The organism is Bradyrhizobium sp. SZCCT0231 (genome assembly GCF_018130245.1).
In the GTDB taxonomy this organism is placed as follows: domain Bacteria; phylum Pseudomonadota; class Alphaproteobacteria; order Rhizobiales; family Xanthobacteraceae; genus Bradyrhizobium; species Bradyrhizobium japonicum_F.
Genome location: NZ_JAFCKP010000006.1, coordinates 1 through 24,331, shown reverse-complemented (window position 1 = coordinate 24,331; position 24,331 = coordinate 1). Strand labels below are relative to the sequence as shown.

Annotated in this window: 26 protein-coding genes; 14 read left to right on the top strand and 12 right to left on the bottom strand. The window is 63.3% G+C overall.

Annotation, left to right across the window (positions count from 1 at the left end):
• Positions 1 to 126: 126 nt before the first annotated feature.
• The 4 genes from JQ566_RS16830 to JQ566_RS16815 form a co-directional block, all read right to left on the bottom strand.
• The gene (locus JQ566_RS16830; protein ID WP_212373624.1) at positions 127 to 942 is read right to left on the bottom strand and encodes an IclR family transcriptional regulator; all 816 of its coding nucleotides are present in this window, start codon (positions 940 to 942) and stop codon (positions 127 to 129) included.
• Between the two features lie 114 nt (positions 943 to 1,056).
• On the bottom strand, positions 1,057 to 2,151 hold the full coding sequence (locus tag JQ566_RS16825) for an extracellular solute-binding protein (protein ID WP_212373622.1): 1,095 nt from the start codon (positions 2,149 to 2,151) through the stop codon (positions 1,057 to 1,059).
• A 32-nt stretch (positions 2,152 to 2,183) separates the two neighbouring features.
• Positions 2,184 to 3,974: an ABC transporter permease subunit gene (locus JQ566_RS16820; RefSeq protein WP_212373621.1), complete on the bottom strand. Its 1,791-nt coding sequence runs from the start codon at positions 3,972 to 3,974 to the stop codon at positions 2,184 to 2,186.
• Positions 3,971 to 5,125, bottom strand: coding sequence for an ABC transporter ATP-binding protein (locus JQ566_RS16815; RefSeq protein ID WP_212373620.1), 1,155 nt, complete (start codon positions 5,123 to 5,125; stop codon positions 3,971 to 3,973). Before JQ566_RS16815 ends, JQ566_RS16820 begins: the two co-directional genes overlap by 4 nt.
• A 245-nt stretch (positions 5,126 to 5,370) precedes the next feature.
• On the opposite strand from JQ566_RS16815, the gene JQ566_RS16810 reads away from it, so the two are divergent.
• From JQ566_RS16810 to JQ566_RS16770, 9 genes are all read left to right on the top strand, one after another.
• The gene (locus JQ566_RS16810; protein WP_212374105.1) at positions 5,371 to 6,180 is read left to right on the top strand and encodes a CoA transferase subunit A; all 810 of its coding nucleotides are present in this window, start codon (positions 5,371 to 5,373) and stop codon (positions 6,178 to 6,180) included.
• Positions 6,180 to 6,938 carry a CoA transferase gene (locus tag JQ566_RS16805; protein ID WP_212373619.1) on the top strand — a complete coding sequence of 253 codons (759 nt, stop codon included), beginning with the start codon at positions 6,180 to 6,182 and terminating at the stop codon, positions 6,936 to 6,938. Before JQ566_RS16810 ends, JQ566_RS16805 begins: the two co-directional genes overlap by 1 nt.
• Complete coding sequence (locus JQ566_RS16800; protein WP_212373616.1) at positions 6,935 to 9,247, top strand: molybdopterin-dependent oxidoreductase; 2,313 nt, start codon at positions 6,935 to 6,937, stop codon at positions 9,245 to 9,247. The genes JQ566_RS16805 and JQ566_RS16800 overlap by 4 nt, the downstream gene beginning before the upstream one ends.
• A 14-nt stretch (positions 9,248 to 9,261) precedes the next feature.
• Positions 9,262 to 9,831, top strand: a complete 570-nt coding sequence (locus JQ566_RS16795; RefSeq protein ID WP_212373614.1) for a peroxidase-related enzyme — start codon at positions 9,262 to 9,264, stop codon at positions 9,829 to 9,831.
• A gap of 21 nt (positions 9,832 to 9,852) precedes the next feature.
• A complete protein-coding gene (locus JQ566_RS16790; protein ID WP_212373613.1) occupies positions 9,853 to 10,617 on the top strand; it encodes a hotdog family protein in 765 nt (254 codons plus the stop codon).
• 19 nt (positions 10,618 to 10,636) lie between these two features.
• Positions 10,637 to 11,329: an L-fuculose-phosphate aldolase gene (locus JQ566_RS16785; protein ID WP_212373611.1), complete on the top strand. Its 693-nt coding sequence runs from the start codon at positions 10,637 to 10,639 to the stop codon at positions 11,327 to 11,329.
• 32 nt (positions 11,330 to 11,361) lie between these two features.
• On the top strand, positions 11,362 to 12,324 hold the full coding sequence (locus JQ566_RS16780; RefSeq protein WP_212373609.1) for a carbohydrate kinase family protein: 963 nt from the start codon (positions 11,362 to 11,364) through the stop codon (positions 12,322 to 12,324).
• Positions 12,325 to 12,377: 53 nt separating this feature from the next.
• The gene (locus JQ566_RS16775) at positions 12,378 to 13,124 is read left to right on the top strand and encodes an SDR family NAD(P)-dependent oxidoreductase (protein WP_212373608.1); all 747 of its coding nucleotides are present in this window, start codon (positions 12,378 to 12,380) and stop codon (positions 13,122 to 13,124) included.
• Positions 13,125 to 13,303: 179 nt separating this feature from the next.
• Positions 13,304 to 13,495, top strand: coding sequence for a hypothetical protein (locus JQ566_RS16770; protein ID WP_212374133.1), 192 nt, complete (start codon positions 13,304 to 13,306; stop codon positions 13,493 to 13,495).
• Here the strand turns inward: JQ566_RS16770 and JQ566_RS16765 are convergent.
• Genes JQ566_RS16765 through JQ566_RS16755 form a run of 3 tightly spaced genes read right to left on the bottom strand, consistent with a single transcriptional unit; the run spans position 13,477 to position 14,849 of the window.
• Complete coding sequence (locus JQ566_RS16765; RefSeq protein ID WP_249139534.1) at positions 13,477 to 13,689, bottom strand: universal stress protein; 213 nt, start codon at positions 13,687 to 13,689, stop codon at positions 13,477 to 13,479. The two genes, JQ566_RS16770 and JQ566_RS16765, sit on opposite strands and share 19 nt — an antisense overlap.
• Positions 13,690 to 13,737: 48 nt before the next feature.
• The gene (locus tag JQ566_RS16760; protein ID WP_249139517.1) at positions 13,738 to 14,499 is read right to left on the bottom strand and encodes a dienelactone hydrolase family protein; all 762 of its coding nucleotides are present in this window, start codon (positions 14,497 to 14,499) and stop codon (positions 13,738 to 13,740) included.
• The gene (locus tag JQ566_RS16755) at positions 14,421 to 14,849 is read right to left on the bottom strand and encodes a DUF2267 domain-containing protein (protein ID WP_212373606.1); all 429 of its coding nucleotides are present in this window, start codon (positions 14,847 to 14,849) and stop codon (positions 14,421 to 14,423) included. The genes JQ566_RS16760 and JQ566_RS16755 overlap by 79 nt, the downstream gene beginning before the upstream one ends.
• A 174-nt stretch (positions 14,850 to 15,023) precedes the next feature.
• Here JQ566_RS16755 and JQ566_RS16750 point away from each other — a divergent pair, with 174 nt between their 5' ends.
• Together JQ566_RS16750 and JQ566_RS16745 are read left to right on the top strand one after the other, a co-directional pair.
• Positions 15,024 to 15,590, top strand: a complete 567-nt coding sequence (locus JQ566_RS16750) for an HPF/RaiA family ribosome-associated protein (protein ID WP_212373605.1) — start codon at positions 15,024 to 15,026, stop codon at positions 15,588 to 15,590.
• Positions 15,591 to 15,621: 31 nt separating this feature from the next.
• The gene (locus JQ566_RS16745) at positions 15,622 to 16,650 is read left to right on the top strand and encodes a ribose-phosphate diphosphokinase (protein ID WP_249139516.1); all 1,029 of its coding nucleotides are present in this window, start codon (positions 15,622 to 15,624) and stop codon (positions 16,648 to 16,650) included.
• Positions 16,651 to 16,656: 6 nt separating this feature from the next.
• On the opposite strand, the gene JQ566_RS16740 is transcribed toward JQ566_RS16745, so the two are convergent.
• Positions 16,657 to 17,838 (bottom strand): hypothetical protein, encoded by a 1,182-nt coding sequence (locus tag JQ566_RS16740; RefSeq protein WP_212373604.1) that lies wholly within the window; start codon positions 17,836 to 17,838, stop codon positions 16,657 to 16,659.
• On the opposite strand from JQ566_RS16740, the gene JQ566_RS16735 reads away from it, so the two are divergent.
• The gene (locus JQ566_RS16735; RefSeq protein WP_212374100.1) at positions 17,837 to 18,502 is read left to right on the top strand and encodes a phosphoribosyltransferase; all 666 of its coding nucleotides are present in this window, start codon (positions 17,837 to 17,839) and stop codon (positions 18,500 to 18,502) included. The genes JQ566_RS16740 and JQ566_RS16735 overlap by 2 nt on opposite strands.
• A 90-nt stretch (positions 18,503 to 18,592) precedes the next feature.
• Here JQ566_RS16735 and JQ566_RS16730 read toward each other — a convergent pair whose 3' ends face one another.
• Complete coding sequence (locus tag JQ566_RS16730; RefSeq protein WP_349643329.1) at positions 18,593 to 19,483, bottom strand: helix-turn-helix domain-containing protein; 891 nt, start codon at positions 19,481 to 19,483, stop codon at positions 18,593 to 18,595.
• 1,069 nt (positions 19,484 to 20,552) lie between these two features.
• Between JQ566_RS16730 and JQ566_RS16725 the strand changes: the two genes are divergently transcribed.
• Positions 20,553 to 21,527: a tripartite tricarboxylate transporter substrate binding protein gene (locus tag JQ566_RS16725; protein WP_212373602.1), complete on the top strand. Its 975-nt coding sequence runs from the start codon at positions 20,553 to 20,555 to the stop codon at positions 21,525 to 21,527.
• Between the two features lie 33 nt (positions 21,528 to 21,560).
• Here the strand turns inward: JQ566_RS16725 and JQ566_RS16720 are convergent, their stop codons facing one another.
• Together JQ566_RS16720 and JQ566_RS16715 are read right to left on the bottom strand one after the other, a co-directional pair.
• Positions 21,561 to 21,887 (bottom strand): hypothetical protein, encoded by a 327-nt coding sequence (locus JQ566_RS16720; protein ID WP_212373600.1) that lies wholly within the window; start codon positions 21,885 to 21,887, stop codon positions 21,561 to 21,563.
• Between the two features lie 110 nt (positions 21,888 to 21,997).
• Complete coding sequence (locus tag JQ566_RS16715; protein ID WP_080135715.1) at positions 21,998 to 22,222, bottom strand: hypothetical protein; 225 nt, start codon at positions 22,220 to 22,222, stop codon at positions 21,998 to 22,000.
• Between the two features lie 265 nt (positions 22,223 to 22,487).
• Between JQ566_RS16715 and JQ566_RS16710 the strand changes: the two genes are divergently transcribed.
• Entirely contained in the window at positions 22,488 to 23,447 is a 960-nt protein-coding gene (locus tag JQ566_RS16710; protein WP_212373598.1) for an N-carbamoyl-D-amino-acid hydrolase, read from the top strand.
• A 73-nt stretch (positions 23,448 to 23,520) separates the two neighbouring features.
• Here JQ566_RS16710 and JQ566_RS16705 read toward each other — a convergent pair whose 3' ends face one another.
• On the bottom strand, positions 23,521 to 23,685 hold the full coding sequence (locus JQ566_RS16705; protein ID WP_212373596.1) for a hypothetical protein: 165 nt from the start codon (positions 23,683 to 23,685) through the stop codon (positions 23,521 to 23,523).
• Positions 23,686 to 24,331: the final 646 nt, after the last annotated feature.

Sequence of the window (24,331 nt, the reverse complement as noted above, 5' to 3'; positions counted from 1 at the left end):
GCGGCTCAGGAGGTGCTCGCGACGTCCTCGGACCGCTTTGCATGAGTAGGACGCTATGGGAATAGAGCAGTATTGAATCTGATCACCGTCAAGTTGCGAGGCGAGCGCCGGTGTCAAATAGCCTCATCAGGGGGTGCGTCGTGATTGATGTGAAGGCGCGGGATAGCCTCTCACGGCGGGGTATGCCGCCGGCCTATTGGAATAGCCGAGGGCAGCGCCGATGGTGCGGGCTGCCTCCATCACGTGAACCGAGTACTCCTTGATCTGCTTGCGCTTGATGCGGGTGTCGGGGCCGGACATGCCGATCGCTCCCACGAGTTCGCCGGAGCGGCCGAGGATCGCACAAGCGCAGGCCGCGATGCCCTCGCGCCACTCGCCATGCAGCACGGAGGAGTAACCCTGCGCGCGTGCCAGCTCGATGTCCTCGCGCAGCTCCTCGATCGTCGTTCGCGTCGTCTCCGTGTAGCGCCTGAGATGCGGCCGGAACCGTTCCAGGTAGTCATCAGGCATATGTGCGAGCATCGCCTTCCCGGTCGCCATGGTGAAAGCGGGTGCGCGCATGCCCACGCTCGTATGGGCGCGGATATGGTGCGCGCTTTCGATCTTGTCGACGTAGACGACATCGGTATCTTCGAGCACGGACAGGTGAATGGTTTCGCCGGTGATCTCGGCGAGCTTGGTCATTGCCGGCCGCGCGACGTTGATGAGATCCATCCGGTGGATGACGTGGCTGCCGAGCGCCCAGATCTTGGTCGTGAGCTCGTAAGTGCTGTGCGGGGGGATCTGGCGCACATAGCCCTGGGACTGCAAAGTCATCAGCAGCCGATGCACGTTGCTCTTGGTGAGCTTCAGCTCGCTCGCAAGGTCCGTGACCCCACGGGGCTGCTCGCTCAGAGCAAGTGCTTCCAGGAGACGCAATCCCTTGACAAAAGCCTTATCCATCCACCAGCCAAAATAGAATGATCTTTCACTCGATCTAGCATGGCCTCGCGATCGGCAATAGCCCGCGTTTGGGATCGGCCCCGATCCCTCTCGGATCGGGGCCGACCGGCCGGCCTATTGGGCCAGCAAGGCGTTGAGCTTCTCCTGCCCGTACTCTTCGTTGGTGGAGTTTCCGGCCGGCGAAGCCGCGCCCCAATAATCCGGACTCCACTCGATTGCTTTCGAGACATTGTCCGGGTTGTTGGCCCAGTAGCGGGCGAGCTTCTTGTCGGTCGCTGCCGCGAATACGACCGTGGAGGGAAGGGCGACCGGGAAGGTCGAGGTGAGCTGCGCCGCGCGCTTGGGTTCGAGCCGCCAGGAAAGCAGTTTCAGCGCGTTGTCGTAGTTCGGCGCTCCCTTGGGTATCGAGAAGAAGTCGTAGTAGACGAAGCCCTGATTGAAGGTCAGCTCGATCGGGGCGCCCTCCAGGGCGAGCTTGCTCATCGAGCCGGTGTAGGCCATGCACATGTCGGCCTCGCCATCGAGCAGGAGCTGCGGCGGCTGTGCGGATGTCGTCCACCATTTGGCGATGTGTGGCTTGATCTCCTTGACCTTCTTCAGCGCCCGCTCCATGTCGATCGGGTAGAGCTTGCTCTTCTCCACGCCGTCGGCCATCAGCGCCGCTTCGAACACGAAGCGCGGCCAGGCAGGCATGCAGCGCCGGCCGGGAAATTTCTTCACGTCCCAGAAGTCGGCCCAGCTCGTCGGTACATTTTCCCCCTTGTACTTGTCCTTGTTGTAGACGAGGCCGACGCCGATCACCTGCAACGCCACGCCCTTCTTGCGCTTCAGATTGTCCGGCATCGCCGCCAGCGTCTGTTTCGCCGCGTCGGACAGCTTGGAATAGTCGATGTCGGCCAGGCAGCAGTCGCCGAGCAGCTTCGTCTCCTGGTCGAAGATGAAGGTCAGGTCCCATTGCGCTTTGCCGGCTTCGGCTTGAGCCTTGATGCGCGGGCCGCTACGGGCTTCCTGGACGGTGACGACCTTGATACCGGTCTCCTTCTCGAACGGGTCGTACATGACCTTGCGCAATGCATCGCCATATCCGCCGCCCGGATCCTGCATGATCACGACGTTGCTCTGCGCTTGAGCCAGACCCGTTCCCATCGCGACGAACAGCGCCGAGGCCAATGCGGAAGCCGATAGTCGCCAGCGTTTCATTCCCAGCATTTTCTCTTTCCTCCAGTTGAAATTGATATGTGTCACGTTGCCCTCCGCGACGTGGCGAGAACGGGTCGTGCAAGGACGAGCCCTGCGATCACCAGCAGCACCTCCAGCGTCGAGACCACGGCCAGCACCGGATTGAGCCGATAGTTGATGTCGCCCCACAGCATGAGCGGAAGCGTCTTCAGCTGCGCGCTCGACAGGAACAGCGTCAGCACCAACTCGTCGAACGAGTGCAGGAAGGCGAAGAACGTCGCTGCCGCGAGGCCCGGCATGATGGCCGGCAACGTCACCAGGCGAAACACCGTCAAGGACGACGCGCCATGGACGGCGGCTGCCTGCTCGAGCCTGGTATCGACGCCTTGAAGCGAGGCGGACAGGATCACCACGACGATGGGAAGGCCGCCGATCGCATGCGCCGCGGCAAGGCCGACGGTGGAGCCGACGAGATCGAAACGCAGGAACAGGCTGTAGAGCGACAGGCCGAGCACGACCGGGGGAACGATGATCGGGCTTACGAGGAGCAGCATGATGGCTGACTTGCCGCGAATGTTGCTCCTGACGATGCCGAGGGCCGCCGAGGCGCCCAGCACGACCGCGATCGCGGCCGACATCGCCGCGACGACAAGGGATGTCCAGAACGCCCGCATCCAGTTCGAATCGGAAAAGAACTGCTCATACCAGCGCAGTGAAAAGCCCGGCGGCGGGAAGGTCAGGTAGCTCGCACTGCTGAACGAGATGATCATCACCACGATGATCGGCAGGATGAGAATGGCGATGACCAGGCCGCCCATGAGGCGAACGGTCCAGGTCCCACAGCTCGCCGGCAGGCGCCCGAACAACCGCAGCAGCGGCCAACCGAAGAGGTCGGCAAGCGAGGCGCCGAAGCTACGGCGGCCGCCATCGGCGGCGTGACGGTCAGTCGCTTTTGGCGCGGCCTCCGTCAGCTTGCGGCCGCCCCAAATGAACTCGAAGCCGAGGAAGCGTCCGGCCACCGCGACCACCGCCAACGTGATCGTCAGCAGCACTACGCCCAGGGCCTGCAGGAATCCCTCCGACGTGACCGAGTCTGCCTGCTGGGTGATATGCATGGCAAACATCTGGTCGCCGGGTCCTCCGAGCAGGGTTGGCGTAATGAAGAAGCCGATGGCGGCGACGAAGACCAGCAGGAAGCCGGCGCCCATCCCGGGCAAGGTCAGCGGCAGCAACACGCGCCAGAACGCCGCAATGGGCCCGGCGCCGCTGGCCAGCGCCGCGCGGGTCAGGCTTTGATCGAGGCGCGCCACGCTGGAATAGATCGTCAGCACCATCAGTGGCAGAAGCACCGCGGTCATGCCGAGAAGCACTGTGCCGCGATTGAAGAGAAGCTGCACGGGCTCGCTCAATATGCCGATCGAAACCAGCAGCTTGTTGACCGGCCCGTTGCGGCCGAGCAGGACCATCCAGGCGTAAGTCCGGATCAGGATGGCAATGAAATAGGGCAGCACGATCGCGGTCGCGATCAGCACCTGGACGATGCCGCGACTGCGGTGAATGAGCAGCGCAGTCGGATATCCGAACAGCAGGCACAGGCCCGCGACCGTGACCGAGATCTGCATCGTCCGCACGAGCGAATCCCAATAGAGCGGTATCGCGAACACCCGCTGGAAATATGACGACCACGATGGCCCGCTCACGCTGATGCGGATGAGATCGATCAGCGGGAGGAGATAGATGAAGGCGAGGAAGGCGAGCGCGGGCAGGAGCAGCAGCGCGGGATCTCTCAACCTCCTGACGAGATCAAGATCCGCAGGACGGCCTGCCTGGACGCCGATCGATGCCGAGGTCATGCAAGCACCCAGCAGTCCGCGGCGCCCCAGCTCACGTGCAGACGATCCCCGATCGCCGGCAGGGGCCGGCCGGCCATATCGGTGCACCTGATAAGGAGCGGCTCTCCGCCCTCCATTTGGGCCTCGATCCGCAGGATCTCGCCGAGGAAGATCGCAGACGTGACGCTGACGGGGGTGGAATTCGCATTTGGTTCGTTCGACACCGCAATGCGTTCCGGACGCACGAGCACGGTTGCGCGCCCGACGTCGATCGTGTCCCGGCTCTCGGCGCTGAACACGTATCCCGCGCGGTTCTTCATCGTCAGCGTCGATCCGCGCTTCTGCAGAATCTCCGCCTCGACCAGATTGCTCTCGCCGACGAACGAGGCGACGAAGCGATCGGTCGGATGTCGATAGATGTCCAGCGGACGGCCGATTTGAACGATCCTGCCGGCGTTGAGCACCGCGATGCGGTCGCTCATGGTCAGGGCTTCGCCCTGGTCATGCGTGACGAACAGGATGGTGCTGCCGATGGTCTGGTGAAGGTCGCGGATCTCGATCTGGATCTGCTCGCGCAACCGCCTGTCGAGGGCACTGAGCGGCTCGTCCATCAGCACGACCTTGGGCCGCCTGACGATGGCGCGCGCGATCGCGACGCGCTGCTGCTGCCCACCAGACATCTGAGAGGGAGATTTCGTCGCATGCTCGGTCAGCCGCATGATCTCCAGCGTTTCGGCGACGCGTCGCTCCGCAGTCGCCCGGTCGACGCCCGCCATGCGAAGCGGAAACGCGACGTTCTGGCTCACCGTCATGTTCGGAAACAGCGCGTAGCTCTGGAACACCATGCCGAAGCCGCGCTTGTGCGTGGGCACGTTGTGGACCGGCTTTCCGTCGACGAGGATCTCGCCGCTGTCGAGGCTCTGGAATCCGGCCACGAGATTGAGCAGCGTGGTCTTTCCGCTGCCGGAGGGGCCAAGGAGCGTGATGAATTCGCCCGGCATGATGTCGATGCTGATCCGGTCGACGGCATGAAAGCTGCCGTAGGTTTTCACCGCGTCGCGGACGGCGATGCTCGATCCGATCGCGTCTCGTTCCCGGAGGCGGCCGGTCAGCAATGTCCGAACGTTCGCATCGCCGGAGCGCATCGCGCGCTGAGCCGCGGGCTCACCCATTCTTTCCTCCCAACGTGTTCTATATTGTAGAACGTTATTCCAATTATTGTTGGCGTAGCGCGGCGTCTTGTCAAGTCGAGCTGCCTGATCCCGGCGCAATGGCACGCCGCCAGCGATCGGTTGCGCGAGCGCGGACCTCTGCAAACAAAGGCCTCGCCGGCGAAGCCGGATTGACAGTGTCGTCCAAATCCGCCTAACATAATTTGGAATAGCGTTCTACAATATAGAACAAAGCAGGGGGGATGATGGTGTTGAGTGAGCCTCGCGCGATGGCGAAGCACATCGAGCCAGGCATGCGCGTGGCGTTGCCGGTCGATTACGCCGGCGTCTCCATGGCCATGACGCGGCCAATCATCGAGCATGGCGCGGGCGATCTCGATCTCGTCTGCGTGCCAACCGGCGGATTGCAGGTCGACCAGCTGGTCGGCGCGGGTCTGGTCCGGACGGTGGAGACCAGCGCCGTCTCGCTGGGCGAAGCGGGTGGAGCGCCCCGGTTCAACGCGGCCGTCAAGGAAGGCGCGGTTCGACTGAAGGACGCGACGTGTCCCGCCATCCATGCGGGCCTGATGGCGGCGCAGAAGGGCAGTCCCTTCATGCCGCTTCGGGGGCTGATCGGAACGGATCTGCTGCGCCATCGCGGCGATTGGCGCGTCGTCGACAATCCGCTGGCGGACGGAAGCGATCCGATCGTGCTGATTCCCGCCATCAAGCCCGACGTCACGATCTTCCACGTGCCCATGGCGGATCGCTTCGGCAATGTCTGGATCGGGCGGCGTCGCGAGCTTGCCGCAATGGCCTACGCTTCGCGCACCGTTCTGGTCACGGTGGAGCGAATAGTCGAGGAAAATCTGCTCGCCGATGAGATGAGCGCCGCCGGCGTGCTGCCGGCGCTCTACGTCACCGCCGTCGCGCGCGCTCCGAAGGGGGCGTGGCCCTATGGTCTGTGGGGCGAGTATCCGCCCGACAGCGCGGAGATCGCACGCTATGCGAAGGCCGCGCGAACGGCCGACGGCTTCTCCGCCTATATGGCCCAGGCGCAGATGGAGCCCGCGTGATGGCCGAGGTTCTCCCTCGCGAAGTGCTGATTTGCACGATCGCGCGGCTGCTCGACGGTGTCAGGCACGTCGCCGTAGGCGCGTCTTCTCCGATTCCCGCCGCCGGCGCGATGCTGCTGCGCGCAATGAAGGAAGCGGGCGGCGCCGTCGGCCCACGCATCTCCATCCTCGGTTCTGTCGAGCATAATTTCTTCACCAACGGTTCGGCGGAGCTGTTCGATTGCGCGGGCCAGGGCCGGATCGATGCGTTCTTCCTCGGTGGCGGCCAGATCGACGGCTTCGGCAACGTGAACCTCGTCGGGGCCGGGGACTATCCGCGTTCGAGCGTGCGCTGGCCGGGCTCGTTCGGGTCGGCCTATCTCTATTTCGTCGTGCCGCGCGTCATCCTGTTCCGCGAGGAGCATACCCCGCGCGTCTTCGTCGAGAAGGTGGACTTCATCAGTGCCCCGGGTGTCAGTCCCGAGGGAGTCTTCCGGAGCGGCGGCCCCATTGCTCTCTTGACCGGCAAGGGACTCTTTCGATTCGACAAGACGCGGCCGGGGTTCGAACTGGAGAGTGTTCACCCCGGGCACGATCTTGCGGAGATCAAGCAAGCGACCGGCTTTCGGTTCGCCCATGACGCCGAGCCGCGGCAGACCGCGCTGCCCGATCGAGCGACGCTCGACCTGCTCCGCGGCCGCGTCTTCGACGAGCTCGCCGAGACCTATCCCGAATTCGCCGCGCAGATGCGGCGCGATCTTGGGGCGGTCGACGCATGAGCAGGATCAAGCGGGTCCCGCATTGCAGCCATTGGGGTGCGTACACGATCCTCGTCGAGGATGATCGCATCGTGGGTGTGGAGCCGTTCGAGCACGATCCGGCACCTTCCCCGATCATCCATTCGATCGCCGAATGGGCGAACCCGGAGCGGCGCGTGCTGCGACCGATGGTTCGTTCCGGCTGGCTGGACAAGCGCGAGAAGAGCGATCGCCGGGGCCGCGGCCGGGAAAAGTTCGTGCCGGTGAGCTGGGACGAGGTGACGACGCTGGTCGCCGACGAAGTGCGCCGCGTCGCCGGCACCTACGGCAATGCGTCGATATTCGCGGGCTCGTATGGCTGGACCAACTCGGGCCGCCTGCACCATGCCTCATCGCTTCTGAAGCGCATGCTCAACCTGGTTGGCGGCTTCACCAGGCACGTCGATACCTATTCCATCGCGGCAGGTCCCGTGATCCTGCGCCACACGCTGGGCAGCGACGACGCCTGCGGCGGCCGCGCCAATACGCTCGACACGATCGCGCAACACACCGAGACGCTGGTGGTGTTCGGCGCCCTGTCGCCGCGAACCGCGCAAAACGAGGCCGGAGGAATCGGCAGCCACCGGCTCGAAACCTATCTCAGGCAGATCGTCGAACGCGGCGTCAAGGTCATTCACGTCTCTCCTCTGAAGGACGATCTGCCCGACTGGGTCAACGCCGAATGGTGGCCGATCCGGCCGAACACGGACACGGCGCTGATGCTCGGCCTTGCCGGCGAGATCGTGAAAGCGGGCCGGCACGATACGGATTTCCTCGCGCGCTGCACCAGCGGTGCGGATCGCCTGCTCGGCTATCTCGAAGGCAAGGCGGATGGCGTGCGCAAGGACGCCGCGTGGGCCGCCGGCATCTGCGGCCTCGATGCGGACAGGATCGCGGGGCTGGCAAGGCGCTTGGTCGACACGCGCAGCATGCTGACCGTGAGCTGGAGCCTGCAGCGGGCCCATCACGGCGAACAGCCGTTCTGGGCGGCGCTCGGACTTGCATCGGTTGTCGGCCAGATCGGATTGCCGGGCGGCGGCGTCGGTTACGGCTACGCTTCCCTGGGGGGTGTGGGGGCCCCGCTCAATCTGAGCCGCTCTCCCGCCATTTCACAGCTGACCAGGCCGATCGACAGCTTCATTCCGGTGGCGCGGATCAGCGACATGCTGCTCAATCCCGGCAGGCCGTTCAGCTACGAAGGCGAGATCCGCACCTATCCGGACACGAGGCTGGTCTATTGGGCGGGCGGCAATCCCTACCACCATCATCAGGACCTCAATCGCCTGTCGGAAGCCTGGACGAGGCCCGAAACGATCATCGTGCAGGACCCGATGTTCACGGCGACGGCTCAACGCGCCGATATCGTGCTGCCGGCAACCACGTCGATCGAGCGCAACGATCTTGCCGGCAACAGGCGTTCCGACTTCATCCTGGCCATGAAGAAGGCGATCGAGCCGCTGGGCGAATCCCGTTCCGACTTCGAGATCTTCAACGCGATTGCAGTCAAGCTCGGTGTGGCCGATCGGTTCAACGAGGGCCGAGACGAAATGGGCTGGATCCGGCATCTCTACGAAGCCTGCCGCAGCGACGCCTCGCAGCGCTTCGGCTTCGCGATGCCGGATTTCGATGCGTTCTGGAAAGCCGGCTATGCCTGCTGCCCGGTCAAGGCAGAACACACCTTCCTTGCCGACTTCCGCAACGAGCCGGAGCGGCATGCGCTCAAGACCGAAAGCGGAAAGATCGTGCTCGGCAGCGAGGCCCTGGCCAGGTTGGACTATGCCGACTGCCGCTCGCATCCCGCGTGGATCGAGCCGGCTGAATGGCTCGGCAATGCCGCCGACGCGGGCCAGATGCACCTCATCTCGCATCAGCCGGCCGGCCGTCTTCACAGTCAGCTCGAAACCGGCGCATCGAGCCGGGCCATGAAGCGCAATGGCCGTGAACAGGCTCGCCTTCATCCTGACGACGCGGCTGCTCTCGGCATCGCCGACGGCCAGACGCTTCGCATCTGGAACGGCCGCGGGGAGTGCCTTGCAACGGCAGAGGTCACCGACAAGGTCCGTCGGGGCGTGCTGGTGCTTCCGACCGGTGCCTGGTTCACACCGACAGGCAATAGCGGCCTCGATGTCGCCGGCAATCCGAACGTGCTCACGCTCGATATCGGCACGTCTCAATTCGGCCAGGGCTGTTCGGCCCACACCTGCCTCGTGCGAGTCGAGCCGCACGCCGCCGATCGGGGCGATGCGTTCGAGGCCTATCAGGAAACGCTCGTCGCGCTCGCGGCAGTCTAACAGGAGCTTGGAACATGTCTGCGCCCGCCATCAGCCGCTTTCCCGTCCCCGACATCGCGACGCTCCCTACGGATATACGCTCGCGCATCGAGGCGGTTCAGGAGAAGTCCGGCTTCGTCCCCAACGTCTTCCTGACGCTTGCGCATCGTCCGGACGAGTTTCGGGCGTTCTTCGCCTATCACGACGCGCTGATGGACAAGCCCGGGCCGATCACCAAGGCCGAGCGCGAGATGATCGTGGTGGCGACCAGCAGCGCCAATCAATGCCAGTATTGCGTCGTCGCACACGGTGCCATCCTGCGCGTGCGCGCGAAGAATCCGCTGATCGCGGACCAGGTCGCGGTCAACTACCGCAAGGCTGATATCACCGCGCGGCAAAGGGCGATGCTCGATTTCGCGATGAAGGTCTCGGCGCGCGCCTATGAGGTGGACGACGCCGACATCCAGGATCTCAAGGGACACGGATTCACGGAAGAGGACGTCTGGGACATTGCCGCCATCGCTGCATTCTTCGGCATGTCGAACCGCCTCGCCAACGTCACCAGCATGCGTCCGAATGACGAGTTCTTCGCGATGGGACGCTGAACGCCTCGGACGAAGACTGCAATGGTATCGCTTGTCATCGACAGTCGCTTCCGGGGACCGCCGAACTCCGGCAACGGTGGCTATGTATGCGGACGTCTCGCAAGGCACGTCGCCGGAGACGCCGAAGTGACGTTGCGTGCCCCGCCGCCGCTGGAGCGGCCGCTCGACGTCCTGACGGGGACCGGCGGCGGGATCGAGTTACGCGAGAACGGCAGGCTGCTCGCGACAGCGCGTGTGGCAGGCATCGATGTTCCGGACATTCCCAGGGTGAGCTACGAGGCGGCCGAAGCAGCGGTCGGCAGAACACCCTACGACGAGCAGACCCACAACCTTCCGACTTGCTTCGTCTGCGGCCCCGCCCGCGCCCATGGCGACGGTCTCCGGATCTTCGCAGGTCCGCTGCAGGCGGGGGAAGTCCCGGGCAAGCCCGTCGTGTTCGCGGCGTCCTGGGTGCCTCATGTCAACCTGTCCGGCGAGGACGGCCATGTCGCGCCCGAATTCGTCTGGGCCGCTCTCGACTGCCCGACCGGCTATTGCAGCGTGGGCGCACGTCACCTGGGGTTGAACGGTGACGAGACGGCCCTGCTCGGACGCATGGCAGCACGGGTCGATCGCCGGCCGCGTCCCGGAGATCGATGTGTGGTGGTGGCGTGGCCGACCGGGCGGGAGGGCCGCAAGCTCTTTGCCGAAAGCGCTTTGTTGAGTTCGGAGCAGGACGTGTTGGCGATGGCACGAACCACGTGGCTGCTGGTCGACCGGCAGGTTCAGCTTGGAGCAATGGCATGAACGAGAGTGGAGGCAGCGAATGACCGGCCGCCAAGCAGAGCTCGAGCTTCGTCAATCCATCATCGACGCCTGTCGCGAGATGGCGGCGCAAGGCATCAACCAGGGAACGTCCGGAAACATCAGCGTCCGAACCGACGACGGCATCCTGCTCACGCCGTCCGGTCTTCCATACGACCGCATGAAGCCCGAAGATATCGTGGCCATGAAGTGGGATGGCTCATGGACCGCGTCGGCCGGCAACGTGCCGTCGACGGAATGGCGTTTTCACCTCGACATCCTGAAATCGAAGCCCGAGGTTGGCGCCGTCGTTCACGCCCATCCGGTCTTCTGCACCATCATCGCGATCATGAATCGCTCGATCCCTGCGATTCACTACATGATCGCCGCAGCCGGCGGCAACGACATCCCCTGCGCGCCCTATGCCCAATACGGCACGGCCGAGCTGTCGCAGGCGGCCCTGAACGCGCTTCGCTATCGCCGCGCCTGCCTGCTCGCACATCACGGGCTGATCGCCATCGGTCCCAACCTGCGCAAGGCCATGTGGCTCGCGGTGGAGGTCGAGATGCTCGCCAAGCAGTATCACGGCTGTCTCCAGCTTGGTTCTCCTCCGCTGCTGCCGGACGAGGAAATCGACAGCATTTTGAAGCGATGGGGGCAGTACGGTCTGCGCGATAACGACGGCACGCCCAAGATCCCCCAGCGTTCGAGCTAGATCACGATCAAACCACTGTCCTGCGAGAACTCATGGCACACTCTCACGACGTCAGCGTCTGCGGCACTTATATTCTGGATATTCTGGGGGTCCCGGTGACCGAGATTCCGCCCGGTGGCGGCCGCTTGCTGATCGAAGAAATTCGGCTGGCGGTCGCAGGCACCGCCGGCGGAACCGTCGTTCCTTGCGCGCGACTCGGTCTGAAGGCGCTCGCGGTTGGCGCCGTCGGCTCCGACGAGAAGGCCGACTGGATGCTGAACGCGCTGGAGCGTGAAGGCATCGACATCTCTCTCATGGAGCGGATGGCCGACAGTCCGACCTCGGCCACGATCCTGCCGATCAGGCCCGACGGCTCGCGTCCGGTCATGCACGCAAGAGGCGCTTCCGCCCGCTGGCGGATCGCACCCGAGACGCAAAGGGCCGCTTGCCGGAGCAAGATTCTGCATCTCGGCGGGGTCGGCTCCCTGCTCGCGATGGATGGAGCGCCTTCCGTCGCATTGCTGCGCGAGGCGAAGGCGGCCGGTTGTACGACGACGCTCGATCTCATCCAGGCGCGGCGTGAAACGCTGGCGCTGGTCGAGCCGCTGCTGCCCTATGTCGACTTCTTCATGCCGAGCATCGATGAGACCAGTGCCATGGTCGGAACCGACGATCCCGCCGCGTGTGCGCGGTTCTTCATCGAGAAGGGCGCGCGGGCCTGCGCCATCTCTCTCGGTGCCGATGGTTCCTTCGTGATGACACGCGACGGACGTCAGTTCACGGTGCCGGCGTTCGACGTCGCGGTCCGCGATACCTCGGGATGCGGCGATTCCTACACGGGCGGCTTCATCGCGGGTCTCGCCCGCGATTGGGACCTGCTCGACTGCGCCAAGCTTGCGACCGCGACGGCCGCGATCGTCGCGACGGGGCTGGGTTCGGGCGCCAATCTCGTATCGTTCGAGGAGACCGTGAGGGCCATGAACACGCTCCCGGTCCGCAAGCCTGCTCGCGCCTGATCTTTTCACATCGGCAAAAAACCATTCATCCGAACAACAGGGGAGAACGCAACATGGCCCGACATGCGATCGTGACGGGAGCAAGCCGCGGAATTGGTCGTGCGATTGCCATTGGCCTTGCCAGGCGCGGTTACGATCTCGCGCTGACCGACATCGCCGCCCAGGAGAAGGTCCTCCTTGAGACCGTCGCAGAGGTCAAGGAGCTGGGCCGCCGCTGCATTCCAGTGCTGGGCGATGTCAGCGACCTCGGCGATTGCAGGCGGGCCGTGGCCGAAGCCGTTCAGGGGCTCGGTCACATCGATGTCCTCGTCAACAATGCGGGGATACTCAGGCTGGCGACCATCGACGAATTGACGACCGATACGTGGGATCAGACGTTCGCCGTCAACACGCGCGGCGTCTTCCAGATGACCCAGGCCGTGGTGGCACATATGAAGGAGCGCAAATACGGGCGGATCGTCAACATCGCCTCGCTCGCTGCCCGAACGGGCGGTCCAGGACAGTCCCACTACGCCGCATCGAAGTCGGCGGTGGTCGGCTTCACCCGGGTTTCGTCCATGGAGTTCGGAGGCTACGGCATCACGGTCAATGCCGTATGCCCGGGCATCATCGTGACCGAGATGGGGATGAACAATCTCCGCGATCCCGAGCGGGTCGCCTACTTCGAGAAGGTCACGGACCTGCATCGGCTCGGGCAGCCGGAGGACGTCGTCGGGCCCGTGGCGTTCTTCGCGTCTGATGATTCTGCGTTTGTGACCGGTCAGGCCCTCAACGTCGACGGAGGTATCTTCTACAGCTAGCAACGCGGTCGATCGCCCCAAGAGCTTGCTACCCGGCCGCTTCAGCGCGTCGCTTCTGGTCCGAAGGGCGATGAAGACAGGGCCGACAAGACGCACGCGTGCGTTGATCTACGTCAACGCGCGCGAGACCGCTAGTGAACACATTTCAAGTCGTTCCTGGACACTTCGAGGAGAGAACGATGCGAAAACTCGCCATGTTCGCCGCCGTCGTGGCAATCGTCGCGCTTGGCGCTCTGGCACCTACCAGCGCGGTGGCGGGTTGCTACCGTTTGGGCGAAACTGGCTATCACTGGTATCGCTCGTGCTGGGGCCCGCGCTGGATTTATCCGCATCATCGCGTCTGCCGACGCGGTCATTGCTGGTATCGCTGAGCGCGGGAGCCTACCTGGCGAGCAACTTGATCGCGGCCGGCCGTGGCTCCAGTGTGGGGAAGTTGTCGGACCTCCTCGCCGAGCAGTTGATCCGCAACCGTCACGATCAGGAGATCGCATGCCAATGCTTTGGCAAGTTCTGCTGCCACATCAACCGCGCGGCATGCGCCTCTCGATCCGTCGGTTGCTACCATAATGTTCGCCATCAGGGTACGCTCGACATGAGTTTCATGGTTCTTCTCCTAGCTTGCGGCGCGGACTAACGGTGGCGTTCGCAGATATCGCTCGAACCATCGACCGGCATGGTCGATCACGGCATCCATCGCGCCCGGCTCGGGAAACAGGTGCGTTGCGCCAGGAATGATCTCCAGCGCGGTCGGCCCGCGAAGCCAGGTGAGCGCCGTCTTATTGAGCTCGATCACGCCGAAATCGGCGCCTCCCACGATCAACAGGGTTGGCGCCCGGACATGGGGCAGGGCCTCGCCGGCGAGATCGGGGCGTCCGCCACGCGAGACCACCGCGGCAATTCGGTGAGGGAGCTGAGCCGCCGCGATAAGGGCAGCCGCGGCACCGGTGCTGGCGCCGAACAATCCGACAGGAAGGCTGGAAATCGCGGGCTCCTGGGTTTGAAGCCAGTCAACCGTCGCCGCCAGCCGCTCTCCGAGCATTCCAACATTGAAGACGTTCGAGCGATCATGCTCCTCCTGCTGCGTGAGAAGATCGAACAGCAGTGTCGCAAAGCCGCGCTCGTTCAGCGATCCCGCAACCATTGTATTTCGCGGGCTGAATCGGCTCGAACCGCTGCCGTGCGCGAAGGCGACCAGACCGCGGGCGTTGATCGGGAGCGTCAGTGTTCCTGACAATCCAAGCGGTGGAATGAGAACGTCATGCGGTCGATCGATGGGCATGGATGCCCCCGCTCCGGTCAGCCCTGCAAATTCCTCAACTGCGCCGGCAGGTGTGACATCAGCTTTTCGAACTCGCCGGGATCCAGCTTTTCCCAAAGCACCTCGTAGACGCCGCGGGCCGCGGTGAGCGGATTGATGGGAAACTGAGGAGGAAGCTCCCGGGCGACGTGCGCTGCAAATTCCTCGACGTGCCGTTCCTTCGTCGGGGTCGCCGCCATGTGCCAGCCTTCGTAGTAGAGGCCGCGCACCATGATCGGCAACTGGGCACCGAGCTTGACGGCGACCTCCGGCGGCAGACGATCGCGCAGCGCGTGCAGCACGGCCCGTAGCGCATTGTAGGCCTGATGACGGTTCTCCAAGGCCAGCTGCTCATCGATGGCCTTGAGCCAAGCGTTGGTCTCCTGGACCGTATGGTCCAATGCAGTCACACCGGTGGATGCGCTCATGATGTTACTCCCGGGTCGGAGGCAGATTGTCGATTAGTTGCAGCCTTGCGCTGGCCTGCCTTGACGTGCCTCAAGGTTCCGTGCGGGAGTTGGCCATCGGGTTGGATTGATCTTGCGCAAAGCCATGGGCGTGCGGCGTGCTCAGATTGCTCGCTTTATCTGAGGAGCGAGATCATGCAAACCCCGGCGCAAATCGAATTCGAAGACCTGACGCCGTCCTCGGACCTGCAAGCGGCGATTGACCAGCACATCTCCGAGCTGGAGAAGCGCTTCGGTCGTGCGACCGCAGGGCGCATCATCGTGCGTGGCCCCGGCGAACGTCACAAGACGGGCGGTCAGTACCAGGTCAGCATCCGACTCGCCCTTCCCGAAGGGCGCGAGGTCAATGTCGGACGAACGCCCACGAAGGATGAAAGGTATGCCGACCTGACCTTTGCGGTGGATGATGCATTCAAGCGCGCGCGACGCCAGTTGCAGGACCAGGTTGGCGTGATGCACGGCCAGACCAAGCTGCATGAAGCGGAGCCGGTGGGGACGGTGCTGCGGATCGATCCAAGCGGCGAGTTCGGCTTCCTTGAAGCGGCCGACGGCCATGAGGTCTATTTCAATTGCAACAGTGTTCTGGAAGGTCGCGCAGGCATCGCCGCCGGCACGCGCGTCAGCTATGTCGAGGAGCTCGGGGAAAAGGGGCCTCAGGCCAGCACAGTCAAGCTCCTCGGCAAACATGGCATGCGGGAGTAGATGATTCCTCGTCTCAATGGGTGGTGTGCCTATGATGGACAGTAGCTGGATGCCCCGTACCGCATTGACGCGGAGCGATCGGCTGCGCCTGTTCGCGCTGAATGGAAGCACGGAGCTGGGCGAGAAAATCGCGACCTCGTTGGGCTGCTCGCTGGCCGCCCATGAAGAGCGCAGCTTTGAAGACGGCGAGCACAAGATCCGTCCGCTCGATACGGTCGCCGGTTGCGACGCCTTTGTCGTTCACAGTCTTCACGGCGGTCCGGTCGAAAGCCCGAACGACAAGCTTTGTCGCCTGCTGTTCTTCATCGGAGCACTGAGGGATGCAGGTGCTGCGAGCGTGACCGCGGTCACGCCCTATCTCTGCTATGCGCGAAAGGATCGCCGCACGAAAGAGAATGATCCCGTGACCCTCCGCTATCTGGCGTCTCTGTTCGAGGCGGTCGGCACAACCAGGATCGTCACGCTCGATGTGCATAATGAGGCTGCCTTCGAAAATGCATTTCGCTGTCCGTCCGTTGCACTCACCACCGCACCGCTGCTGATCGAAAAGATCAAATCGATCGCAGGCGACAGGCCGATCAGCGTTGTCTCGCCGGATCTGGGCGGTGGGAAGCGAGCCGATCTGTTGCGGGAAGCGCTGGAGCAGGCCCTGGGAAGGCCGATAGGCAAGGCTTTCGTCGAGAAGCATCGCAGCTCGGGTCGCGTGTCCGGCGATTTGTTTGCCGGTGAGGTGACGAATGCGTTCTGCGTCGTCGTCGACGATCTCATCAGCGGCGGCGGCACCCTGGTTCGTGCTGCCAGGGCAGCGCGGGCTCATGGTGCGAGAAACGTCGTTGCGTGCGTTGCCCACGGCCTGTTCATGCCGGGGGCTGAAACCGTACTTGCGGACGCGTCCGTTGACCGCATCATCGCCACAGACACCGTTCCGCCGTTCCGGCTTCCTCCGGGGCCCGTGCTTGCCAAGCTCGAGGTGATCTCGGCAGCTCCGCTGCTGGCCGAGGCCATGAGACGGTTGCATCAGAACGAATCCATCGCCGACCTCCTGATGTACCAGGCCTGAACGAGATCAGCTCGATCTGCCCGAGAGAAGCCGTTCAAGCCGCTTCGCATCGGATGCGGCGAGCGTGAGATAGGTCTGCGCAAGTCGAGGCCATTTTTCAGGCGTGCGCGGATGCGCGTCGAACAAGTGCGCGATGGACAAGCGCGCTCGCAGCATCGCGCGGCCAAGTCGATAAAACAGGAATACGCCGCTCGCGGGGGCATCGTGTAGCACGCGCGCCAGCCGCTGTCGGATCGCATCGCCGAACCGCCGGCCGCCAAGCCTCTCGCATTCCAGGTGCAGAAATGCGATCTCATCCAACGCATCGCTGGCCCGCAGACGGGCATTGAACTCGAGACAGTCGATGATGGGATGGGGAGGTGTTAGCCAGAGGTGCTCCGGTCTCAGGTCGCCGTGGCCATCGACGATAAGCCTTCGCGAGACCCGGTCGATGAGCATTGAAGCCCTCTCTTTGAGAAATCGCTTTTGGACGGATGCGATACGCAAGATCTTGCCGCATGGCAGGTCGAAGCGGGGATTCAGCAGTATTTGCCAATCAAGCACGGCTGCTTCGTGCAGCGAAGCCAGGTAAGTCTCCGGAGCGATCAAGATCCGCGCGGCGTGCGAATAGAAGCGTGCGAGAACCACGGCCAGTTGCTCGGCGTCGGTCCGGCGAGCGCTGCCAATGCGGAGCCTGGCGTCGAGCGTTTCGTCCTCGCTCAGCCTGCGCATCACGACGAGCCAATCAGCCACGGGACCAGGGCCGTCAATCGCGTATCCCGAGGCCGTTTCGGTCAGTGGAACGACGCCAAGATAAACGTCGGGTGCGAGCCGGCGGTTGAGGGCAGCTTCCGCCAGGCACGCCATCCTGCGGCGAGCCGGCGTCGAGAAGTCGAGATAGGGAAAGCGGACCGGCTTCTTGAGCTTGTACACTCGGGCGCCATTCATGAAGACCCAGGACATGTGGGTCTCGCGTGTCTGAATGCGATCAGGGACGGGGGTGTAGCTCTCAGGGCGATTCAGGAACGCCACCTTGCGCGCAAGGGCAGAGATGCTGTCGTTATCGGCATCCCGGATCGAAGGTTCGTTCTGGCGGTCGTCCAGCATGACGACCTTTTGCCAAACGAAGTGAGAAGCGGTTTGACGCCGATCAACGATCGGGGGCAGCGGAGCAATAGTCTGTCCGAAACTCAAGCGGATGACCGACATGCTGTTTCAGGACAGAGAAGACGCCGGCCGCCAGCTGGCTGGGGCTCTCTTGAAGTACAAGAGCCGCCATCCCGTGATTCTGGCACTGCCTCGCGGCGGAGTTCCCGTGGCGGCTGAGATCGCTGAACGGTTGGAAGCGTCTCTCGATCTGGTCCTGGTGCGCAAGATCGGCGCGCCCGTGCAGCCGGAACTTGCGATGGGCGCCGTCGTCGACGGAGATCAACCGGTCGTCGTTCGCAACCAGGACGTCATCGATTTCACCGCCGTGAATGAGGAGACGTTCGACGCCATCTGCACGAAAGAGCTTGCCGAGATCGAGAGGCGTCGCGAACGTTATCTCGGCGACCGCGCACGGTCCGACGTCAAAGGGCAGGTCGCGATCGTCGTCGACGATGGTATTGCGACAGGCGCGACAACGCTCGCAGCGATCCGGGCGCTGAGAAAGCGCGAGCCCAGGGAATTGGTCCTTGCCGTGCCGGTCGCGCCGCTCGACACGTTGCAGAGGCTGCACACGGAGGTCGACGCGATCGTTTGCCTGGATACGCCGCGGGATTTTGGTGCAATCGGCTACTATTACCGTGATTTCAGCCAGGTCAGCGACGACGAAGTCGTCGCAATCCTGAAGCGGTTTCCGGCAAGGAAGATGGCGACACCGGCCTCCTGATCTCGGGATTGGCCATGGATGCGTCTTCGAGCTGATCTTCGCTCGCGACAAGGATCGCGCAGAGGCAGGCGCGCGCTTTCGTCCGTTCTGCTACGCTTCACGGGCATCCTCGCGAAGCATCGATCGCGGCGATCTGGTCAGTGTCTCAGAAGGCGCCTCGCCGAACTGCGAACGATAGGTCCGCGCGAAATCACCCATATGCCAAAATCCGCAGGCAAGTGCGCAGGCTTTGACGGTGCCGGCCCCCGCCAGCAATTGTTGTCGGACAAGCCATAGCCGCCTCAGGCGTAGATATCGATGGAGGCTCATTCCCCGGAACCGCTGAACGGTATCGTGCATGGTTCGTACCGAGACGCCAACTTGGCGCGCCAGCTCTTCGCTGTAGACCGGCCGGCCTATGCTCCCGGACAAGACGGCCTGAATGTCCCGGAAGATCCTGAATTGACGAATGGAGTTCGCGCGAGAGGCCCACTTCGCATCGACAATTGCGGCGAACGCGGCATCGATCGCGGCAAGAAGGGACTCACGGATCGCAAGCGAAATCCCGTTCGCATCCGAAGCGGCGATGTTCCCGGAATTGAACAGGATCTGCCTCACCAGTTCGCGCAGCCGATGTTCTGCGGTCGCGTCCGTTTCAAATACCTTCCAGTTGGGTCCTGTTTCGGGCCAACCACGGTCTTGCATGTCCTTCGTGAAGACGATTGACGTGTACTGGTGCGCAGTTCGTTCAACGGTGGTGTAAACCGAGCCGCCCCCGCCGATCGTAATGACCGACCGATCTCTCTCCACGCCGTTGAACCGAATTGGCGCCCCGTCATCCATCGAGAACGCTACGGCGGTACAATTCGGGCCGAGCTGGCCTTCGACTATTCGTGGAAAGGATTGCGTGAAATTGATGTCGCAACCCGGCAGGCTCAGAATGACCTGCGCAGCGGAGATTTTCCGCACGAACGGTGTAAATTCAACGTCCAGGTTTCGCACTGCGCTGCGGAACTCGTCGACATCGCTGAAGCGAAAGAATCGAGGCGTAAGTATCGGTAGACCGTCCCTGCACATCGGGCCTCTGAGTGGTTGCATCACGATATGAGTGCTACCACTTCATGGCCGCTTGATCTGCCGCAACGTTTGATCCCCGGAGTATTACGGGGCCAGGCTTTCCATCTCCCACGCCTGCAGAATTTCGACATCGATTCTTCTGGTGTGTTCGGTATTCGTAACCGCTTGCCGCTCAGGATATAGCCGCTGTTAACAGGTTCCGCGTGAAAGTTACTTCACGAGAGCGCGGTTTGTAGCTTGTCCAATTTGTTTGCTTGTTGCTTTTGATGCGAAATGGGCATGAAGCCCAGAGATTGCAGAGCTCATGTCTACGGTCTTGAAATTCCGTGGGCTTCGCCCATGCCCACACGGTCGGGCAAAGCCGTGGCACTACGGGCCGTCAACTGTTTTGGCGCAGGCCGCTACGCTCGTCTCAATAGTTGAAGGTCGGCAGCTTCGGTCGACTGAGGATCTGCGACGAGCGATCTTCGTGCTCGATCTCGCGAACTCCTGCATCCGATCGTTCATCGACCAATTGCCGAGCGGGGCCACGACAAGTCAGTTGCTGTCTCAGTCCGAGCGGCTTGAACAGCTCCTCACGGCTGCGCGCAGCGCGCTGCATGGGTCCGGCGCGATAGGCAGCTCGTAGAATGGGTAGAGCCTTGCGAGACCCATCACTTGATCTCGTAGAGGTGATTTCGATGGGTTTCGCTTCGCTCAACCCGTCCTGCGCGCTGTCACAATGTTATTGCAGTTGCGGCGGGGACGGACCTCGCCTCCAGGATGTCAGCCTAGCGATGTCGTTTGTGCCAAGCGTGTGAAATGGTTCACACGGGCAATAAATTAAGCCGCAATGGCGGCGGCCGAAGGCAACTCGTCCCGCCGTCGCTGAAGTCGCTGGCGCGCGGCGCAAGCTCCCGCGCGGGAGACCGGTTGCCATCCCATCATGCCGCCGGCTAAATGCGCCAAGAGCCGGTTGCGCAATCGGCCAATAACAAGAACAGGGTTGGAAATCATGAATAGGACAATCGTCGCGCTCGTTGCAGCGTTTGGCTTTGCCGCCTCCGGATCGGCATGGGCCGCGTGGCCGGACGACAAGCCGATCGAGGTCGTGGTCGGCTTTGCGCCGGGCGGCGGCACCGATGTCATGGCTCGCAAGCTGCTGCCCTTTGTCGAGCGCGCGCTTGGCGGCAAGGCGAAATTTGTCGTCCTGAACAGGCCCGGCGCCGGCGGCGAGATTGCGTTTGCCTCGATCGCGCGCGCAGCGCCCGATGCCTATGCGATGGGTGTCGTCAACGTGCCGGGCTACAATTTCCTGCCGATGACCCGCAAAACCCAATACACCACGGACGAGATTCGGCTGGTCGCACGGGTCGTCGAAGATCCGAACGTGATCGTGGTGCCCGCGAACAGCAGATTTGAGGATCTGTCGGCTGTCATAGCCGCGCTTCGCAGCAAGCCGGGCTCGGTGAGCTTCGGTCACAACGGCGCCGGCACGAACGGCCATCTGGCCATTCGCATGCTCGCGGCCGTCGCGAAGGTCGAGCCCAACGAAATCTCCTACAGAGGAACGGCGGCACAGCGCACCGATCTTTTGGGTGGGCATCTGGAAGTCGGAATGGTCAGTCTCAGCGAGATTCCCGAGCTGCATGGCACCAACAAGGGACCACTTCGCGTCATCGCGATCCTGTCGAAGAAGCGCTTTGCATCGCTGCCCGATGTTCCGACGGCAGAAGAGGTGGGCTTTCCGGTCACGTCGACGGCCGAGCGCGGCTTTGCGGTCCCCAAGGCCGTTCCGGACGACATCGTCAGGAAGCTGGAAGCCGGGATTGCGGAGGGGCTGCGCAATCCCGAATACCTGACGGGCTCGCCCGGCGACGAGCCGGTGATCGCCTTCATGCCCGGTGCTGAGTGGCAGAAGCGCCTCGACGACATGTCCGTGGCTTTGCGTCCCTACGCCGAAGAGATGAAAGCAAACGAGCAGAAATGATCGATCCTGCCGTAGCCGGCGGTTGTTGCAGGACTACCGCCGCGCCACCAACACCCCCACCAGAAACGCCACCAGCAGCGACGGCAGCGGAGCTTCGCGCACCATGGCGCGCACGATGTCCGGCCAGTGCTGCTCCGGGACCAGTCTCGGCGATCGCACGTGGGGCGCCGGCTCGATGCCCCAGCTTGATGCGAGCTCGGCGATCTCGCTTTGCGCCAGGCGCACGCCATCACGGACGCGGAAGACGGCGGCCTCGGATCGTTCGCGCGGCGCGAGCAGCATCAGCGTCTCGACGGCCGTGCGCAGCGTCATCTCGCCGTAGCCCTGCAACCGCACCGACTCCTCGGGGTCCGATGTCATGCGAAATCCCTCACAGCGCGATGTGGCGCGATGATCTTGCTCCATGCTCTGCATGGAAATAGCCGCCGTGGAGCTTGGTTCCTTGCACGCGATGCGAATCGGCGGCCGGACTACTTCCGCAGCAGCTCGCTCAAGGCCGCCGTCGCCTCGGCGCAGCGGATGTCGTCGATCTCGCGCGACAGGCGGAGCGCGCTAGATCTCAGCTCTTCGAGCTTCCAATTCTCCGGATTCTGGTTTTCGAGTTGGCTGAGACGCTTGTTCAGGTCGTCCAGCCTGGATTGGAGCTGCCCGATGCTTGCGGCCCCATTCACTTTCCAAACGCGTTGTGCACGCATCGTCATTCCCCTGATAGTCTCACGGCCTTGTGAGAGCGGTTCGTGGCCGGAATGGGAGTTTGTCTTGTCCGGCTTCAGACCGTGGGGAACCGTTGCAGATCGGCAACGAAATTCCCTGAGTTTCGGCGCGCGCTCGTCTGGCGTCCGCACGAAGATACCCGCAGGCACGAAATTTGATTGTGCCATCAGGACGAAGGGCCGAGGCGGCCTGTGCGTGCGGCGTCGGCCCAAGCCCGGCGCACTCGGAAAAACGAAGGAATGACACGTGGCGAGATTTGTGACCATCGCAGCCGGCCAGCTTGGCCCGATCGCGAGGAGCGAGAGCAGGACCGCGGTGGTCTCGCGGCTGATGGCGTTGATGCGCCAGGCGCGGGCTTGCGGTTGCGACCTGATCATCTATCCCGAGCTGGCGCTGACCACGTTCTTTCCGCGCTGGTACTTCGAGGACCAGGCCGAGACCGACAGCTTCTTCGAGCGCGAGATGCCGGGGCCGGAGACGCAAGCCCTGTTCGACCTCGCCCGTGAGATCGGCATCGGATTTTACCTCGGCTACGCCGAGCTGACGACCGAGGCCGGCATCGCCAGGCGCTACAATGCCTCCATTCTCGTCGACAAGAGCGGCGCGATCGTCGGGAAGTACCGCAAGGTCCATCTGCCCGGCCACGCCGAGCACGAGCCGTGGCGCGCGTTTCAGCATCTGGAGAAGCGCTATTTCGAGCCGGGCGGCGGCTTCGGCGTCGTCGATGCCTTCGGCGGCAAGATGGGCATGGCGATCTGCAACGACCGCCGCTGGAGCGAGACCTATCGCGTGATGGGCCTGCAGGGTGTCGAGATGGTGCTGATCGGCTACAACACGCCGGTGCACAATCCGCCCGCGCCCGAGCATGACGATCTCTCGCTGTTCCACAATCACCTGGTGATGCAGGCCGGCGCCTATCAGAACGGCACTTTCGTGGTCGGCGTCGCCAAGGCCGGCCTCGAGGAGGGCGTCGATCAGATCGGCGGCAGCTGCATCATCGCGCCCTCGGGCGAGATCATCGCGGCCTGCACCACCAAGGGCGACGAGATCGCGCTTGCGCGCTGCGATCTCGATCTCTGCAACTCCTACAAGCGCACCACCTTCAATTTCGACGTCCACCGCCAGCCGCGGGCCTACGAGATGATCGTGGAGCGTAAGGGCGTGACGACGATGGCGGATGGAACGCCGGTGCCGCGGAGGGGGTGACGCTCTCCCTCCTGTCATTCCGGGGCGATGCGCAGCATCGAGCCCGGAATCCATCGGGCGGCAGGGCAATCGGCTAAATGGATTCCGGGCTCGCCGCTTTGCGGCGCCCCGGAATGACGCCGGGAAGCTCGGTGTTTCGCTCCCGTGTCAATCCCACTGCATCGAAATATTCCGCTTTACCGAAATTCGGAAATAACGTATGTGTTGCCCATCCCGGCTCATCCTTGAGGGCGATCATGAGGTCGTCATTGTCGCGAGCTGGGCTTGCGGTGGACGCAGCAGCGTCGGGCGCGACAAGCCAAGGGCAGGGCGGATTGCTCTCCGTGAGCCCGAGGCTTCGTGCGGACGAACGGCGCTGTCAGGTTCGTCTCGCCTGTAAGTTTCCGGCTCCGTCGACGGGGCTGGGAAAACTGCGGCGAAATGGCGGGCCGTGCGTACGGCAAAACCGTGTGGTCCTGGCCGTCGTTGCTACGGTCGAGCCTTGGCGAATGTGACAGTGGCGTCAACCGGCGCGGTGTTAGCGACTTTCGCGAAGGTGAGGGAGGCCAGAGGGAATTCGGCTCCCGGGAGAGCGCGGCATAAGCCGTCCGACCATCGCGCAGGGAAGGCCGAGTGATTGGCTACACCTGTATGCTGCTGTGCGGTTCTTTCTGCGTGCGCTACTCGCGCAGCAGACCGCGGGTGCCAGTCTGCACCCGGCCTTCCCCATAGGCGTTAAGTTTATTCTTGAGTGTTGGAATCACACGTGATTCCAAGGGGCATGGCAGACGAATCGCTTCTGAACGAGGACTGGACGAGAGTGGTTGCGCAGCTGGGTGGAGCTGAGCAGCTTGAGACGAGTGCGCGCCAGACGAAGGCTTTCGTGCGGCGGCGCCAAATTCCAG

What these genes read in the sequence shown, in the direction of transcription:
- JQ566_RS16830 (WP_212373624.1), bottom strand. Translation starts at nt 942, where the DNA reads ATGGATAAGGCTTTTGTCAAGGGATTGCGTCTCCTGGAAGCACTTGCT.
- JQ566_RS16825 (WP_212373622.1), bottom strand. Translation starts at nt 2,151, where the DNA reads ATGCTGGGAATGAAACGCTGGCGACTATCGGCTTCCGCATTGGCCTCG.
- JQ566_RS16820 (WP_212373621.1), bottom strand. Translation starts at nt 3,974, where the DNA reads ATGACCTCGGCATCGATCGGCGTCCAGGCAGGCCGTCCTGCGGATCTT.
- JQ566_RS16815 (WP_212373620.1), bottom strand. Translation starts at nt 5,125, where the DNA reads ATGGGTGAGCCCGCGGCTCAGCGCGCGATGCGCTCCGGCGATGCGAAC.
- JQ566_RS16810 (WP_212374105.1), top strand. Translation starts at nt 5,371, where the DNA reads ATGGTGTTGAGTGAGCCTCGCGCGATGGCGAAGCACATCGAGCCAGGC.
- JQ566_RS16805 (WP_212373619.1), top strand. Translation starts at nt 6,180, where the DNA reads ATGGCCGAGGTTCTCCCTCGCGAAGTGCTGATTTGCACGATCGCGCGG.
- JQ566_RS16800 (WP_212373616.1), top strand. Translation starts at nt 6,935, where the DNA reads ATGAGCAGGATCAAGCGGGTCCCGCATTGCAGCCATTGGGGTGCGTAC.
- JQ566_RS16795 (WP_212373614.1), top strand. Translation starts at nt 9,262, where the DNA reads ATGTCTGCGCCCGCCATCAGCCGCTTTCCCGTCCCCGACATCGCGACG.
- JQ566_RS16790 (WP_212373613.1), top strand. Translation starts at nt 9,853, where the DNA reads ATGGTATCGCTTGTCATCGACAGTCGCTTCCGGGGACCGCCGAACTCC.
- JQ566_RS16785 (WP_212373611.1), top strand. Translation starts at nt 10,637, where the DNA reads ATGACCGGCCGCCAAGCAGAGCTCGAGCTTCGTCAATCCATCATCGAC.
- JQ566_RS16780 (WP_212373609.1), top strand. Translation starts at nt 11,362, where the DNA reads ATGGCACACTCTCACGACGTCAGCGTCTGCGGCACTTATATTCTGGAT.
- JQ566_RS16775 (WP_212373608.1), top strand. Translation starts at nt 12,378, where the DNA reads ATGGCCCGACATGCGATCGTGACGGGAGCAAGCCGCGGAATTGGTCGT.
- JQ566_RS16770 (WP_212374133.1), top strand. Translation starts at nt 13,304, where the DNA reads ATGCGAAAACTCGCCATGTTCGCCGCCGTCGTGGCAATCGTCGCGCTT.
- JQ566_RS16765 (WP_249139534.1), bottom strand. Translation starts at nt 13,689, where the DNA reads ATGGTAGCAACCGACGGATCGAGAGGCGCATGCCGCGCGGTTGATGTG.
- JQ566_RS16755 (WP_212373606.1), bottom strand. Translation starts at nt 14,849, where the DNA reads ATGAGCGCATCCACCGGTGTGACTGCATTGGACCATACGGTCCAGGAG.
- JQ566_RS16750 (WP_212373605.1), top strand. Translation starts at nt 15,024, where the DNA reads ATGCAAACCCCGGCGCAAATCGAATTCGAAGACCTGACGCCGTCCTCG.
- JQ566_RS16745 (WP_249139516.1), top strand. Translation starts at nt 15,622, where the DNA reads ATGATGGACAGTAGCTGGATGCCCCGTACCGCATTGACGCGGAGCGAT.
- JQ566_RS16735 (WP_212374100.1), top strand. Translation starts at nt 17,837, where the DNA reads ATGCTGTTTCAGGACAGAGAAGACGCCGGCCGCCAGCTGGCTGGGGCT.
- JQ566_RS16740 (WP_212373604.1), bottom strand. Translation starts at nt 17,838, where the DNA reads ATGTCGGTCATCCGCTTGAGTTTCGGACAGACTATTGCTCCGCTGCCC.
- JQ566_RS16725 (WP_212373602.1), top strand. Translation starts at nt 20,553, where the DNA reads ATGAATAGGACAATCGTCGCGCTCGTTGCAGCGTTTGGCTTTGCCGCC.
- JQ566_RS16720 (WP_212373600.1), bottom strand. Translation starts at nt 21,887, where the DNA reads ATGACATCGGACCCCGAGGAGTCGGTGCGGTTGCAGGGCTACGGCGAG.
- JQ566_RS16715 (WP_080135715.1), bottom strand. Translation starts at nt 22,222, where the DNA reads ATGCGTGCACAACGCGTTTGGAAAGTGAATGGGGCCGCAAGCATCGGG.
- JQ566_RS16705 (WP_212373596.1), bottom strand. Translation starts at nt 23,685, where the DNA reads ATGATCGCCCTCAAGGATGAGCCGGGATGGGCAACACATACGTTATTT.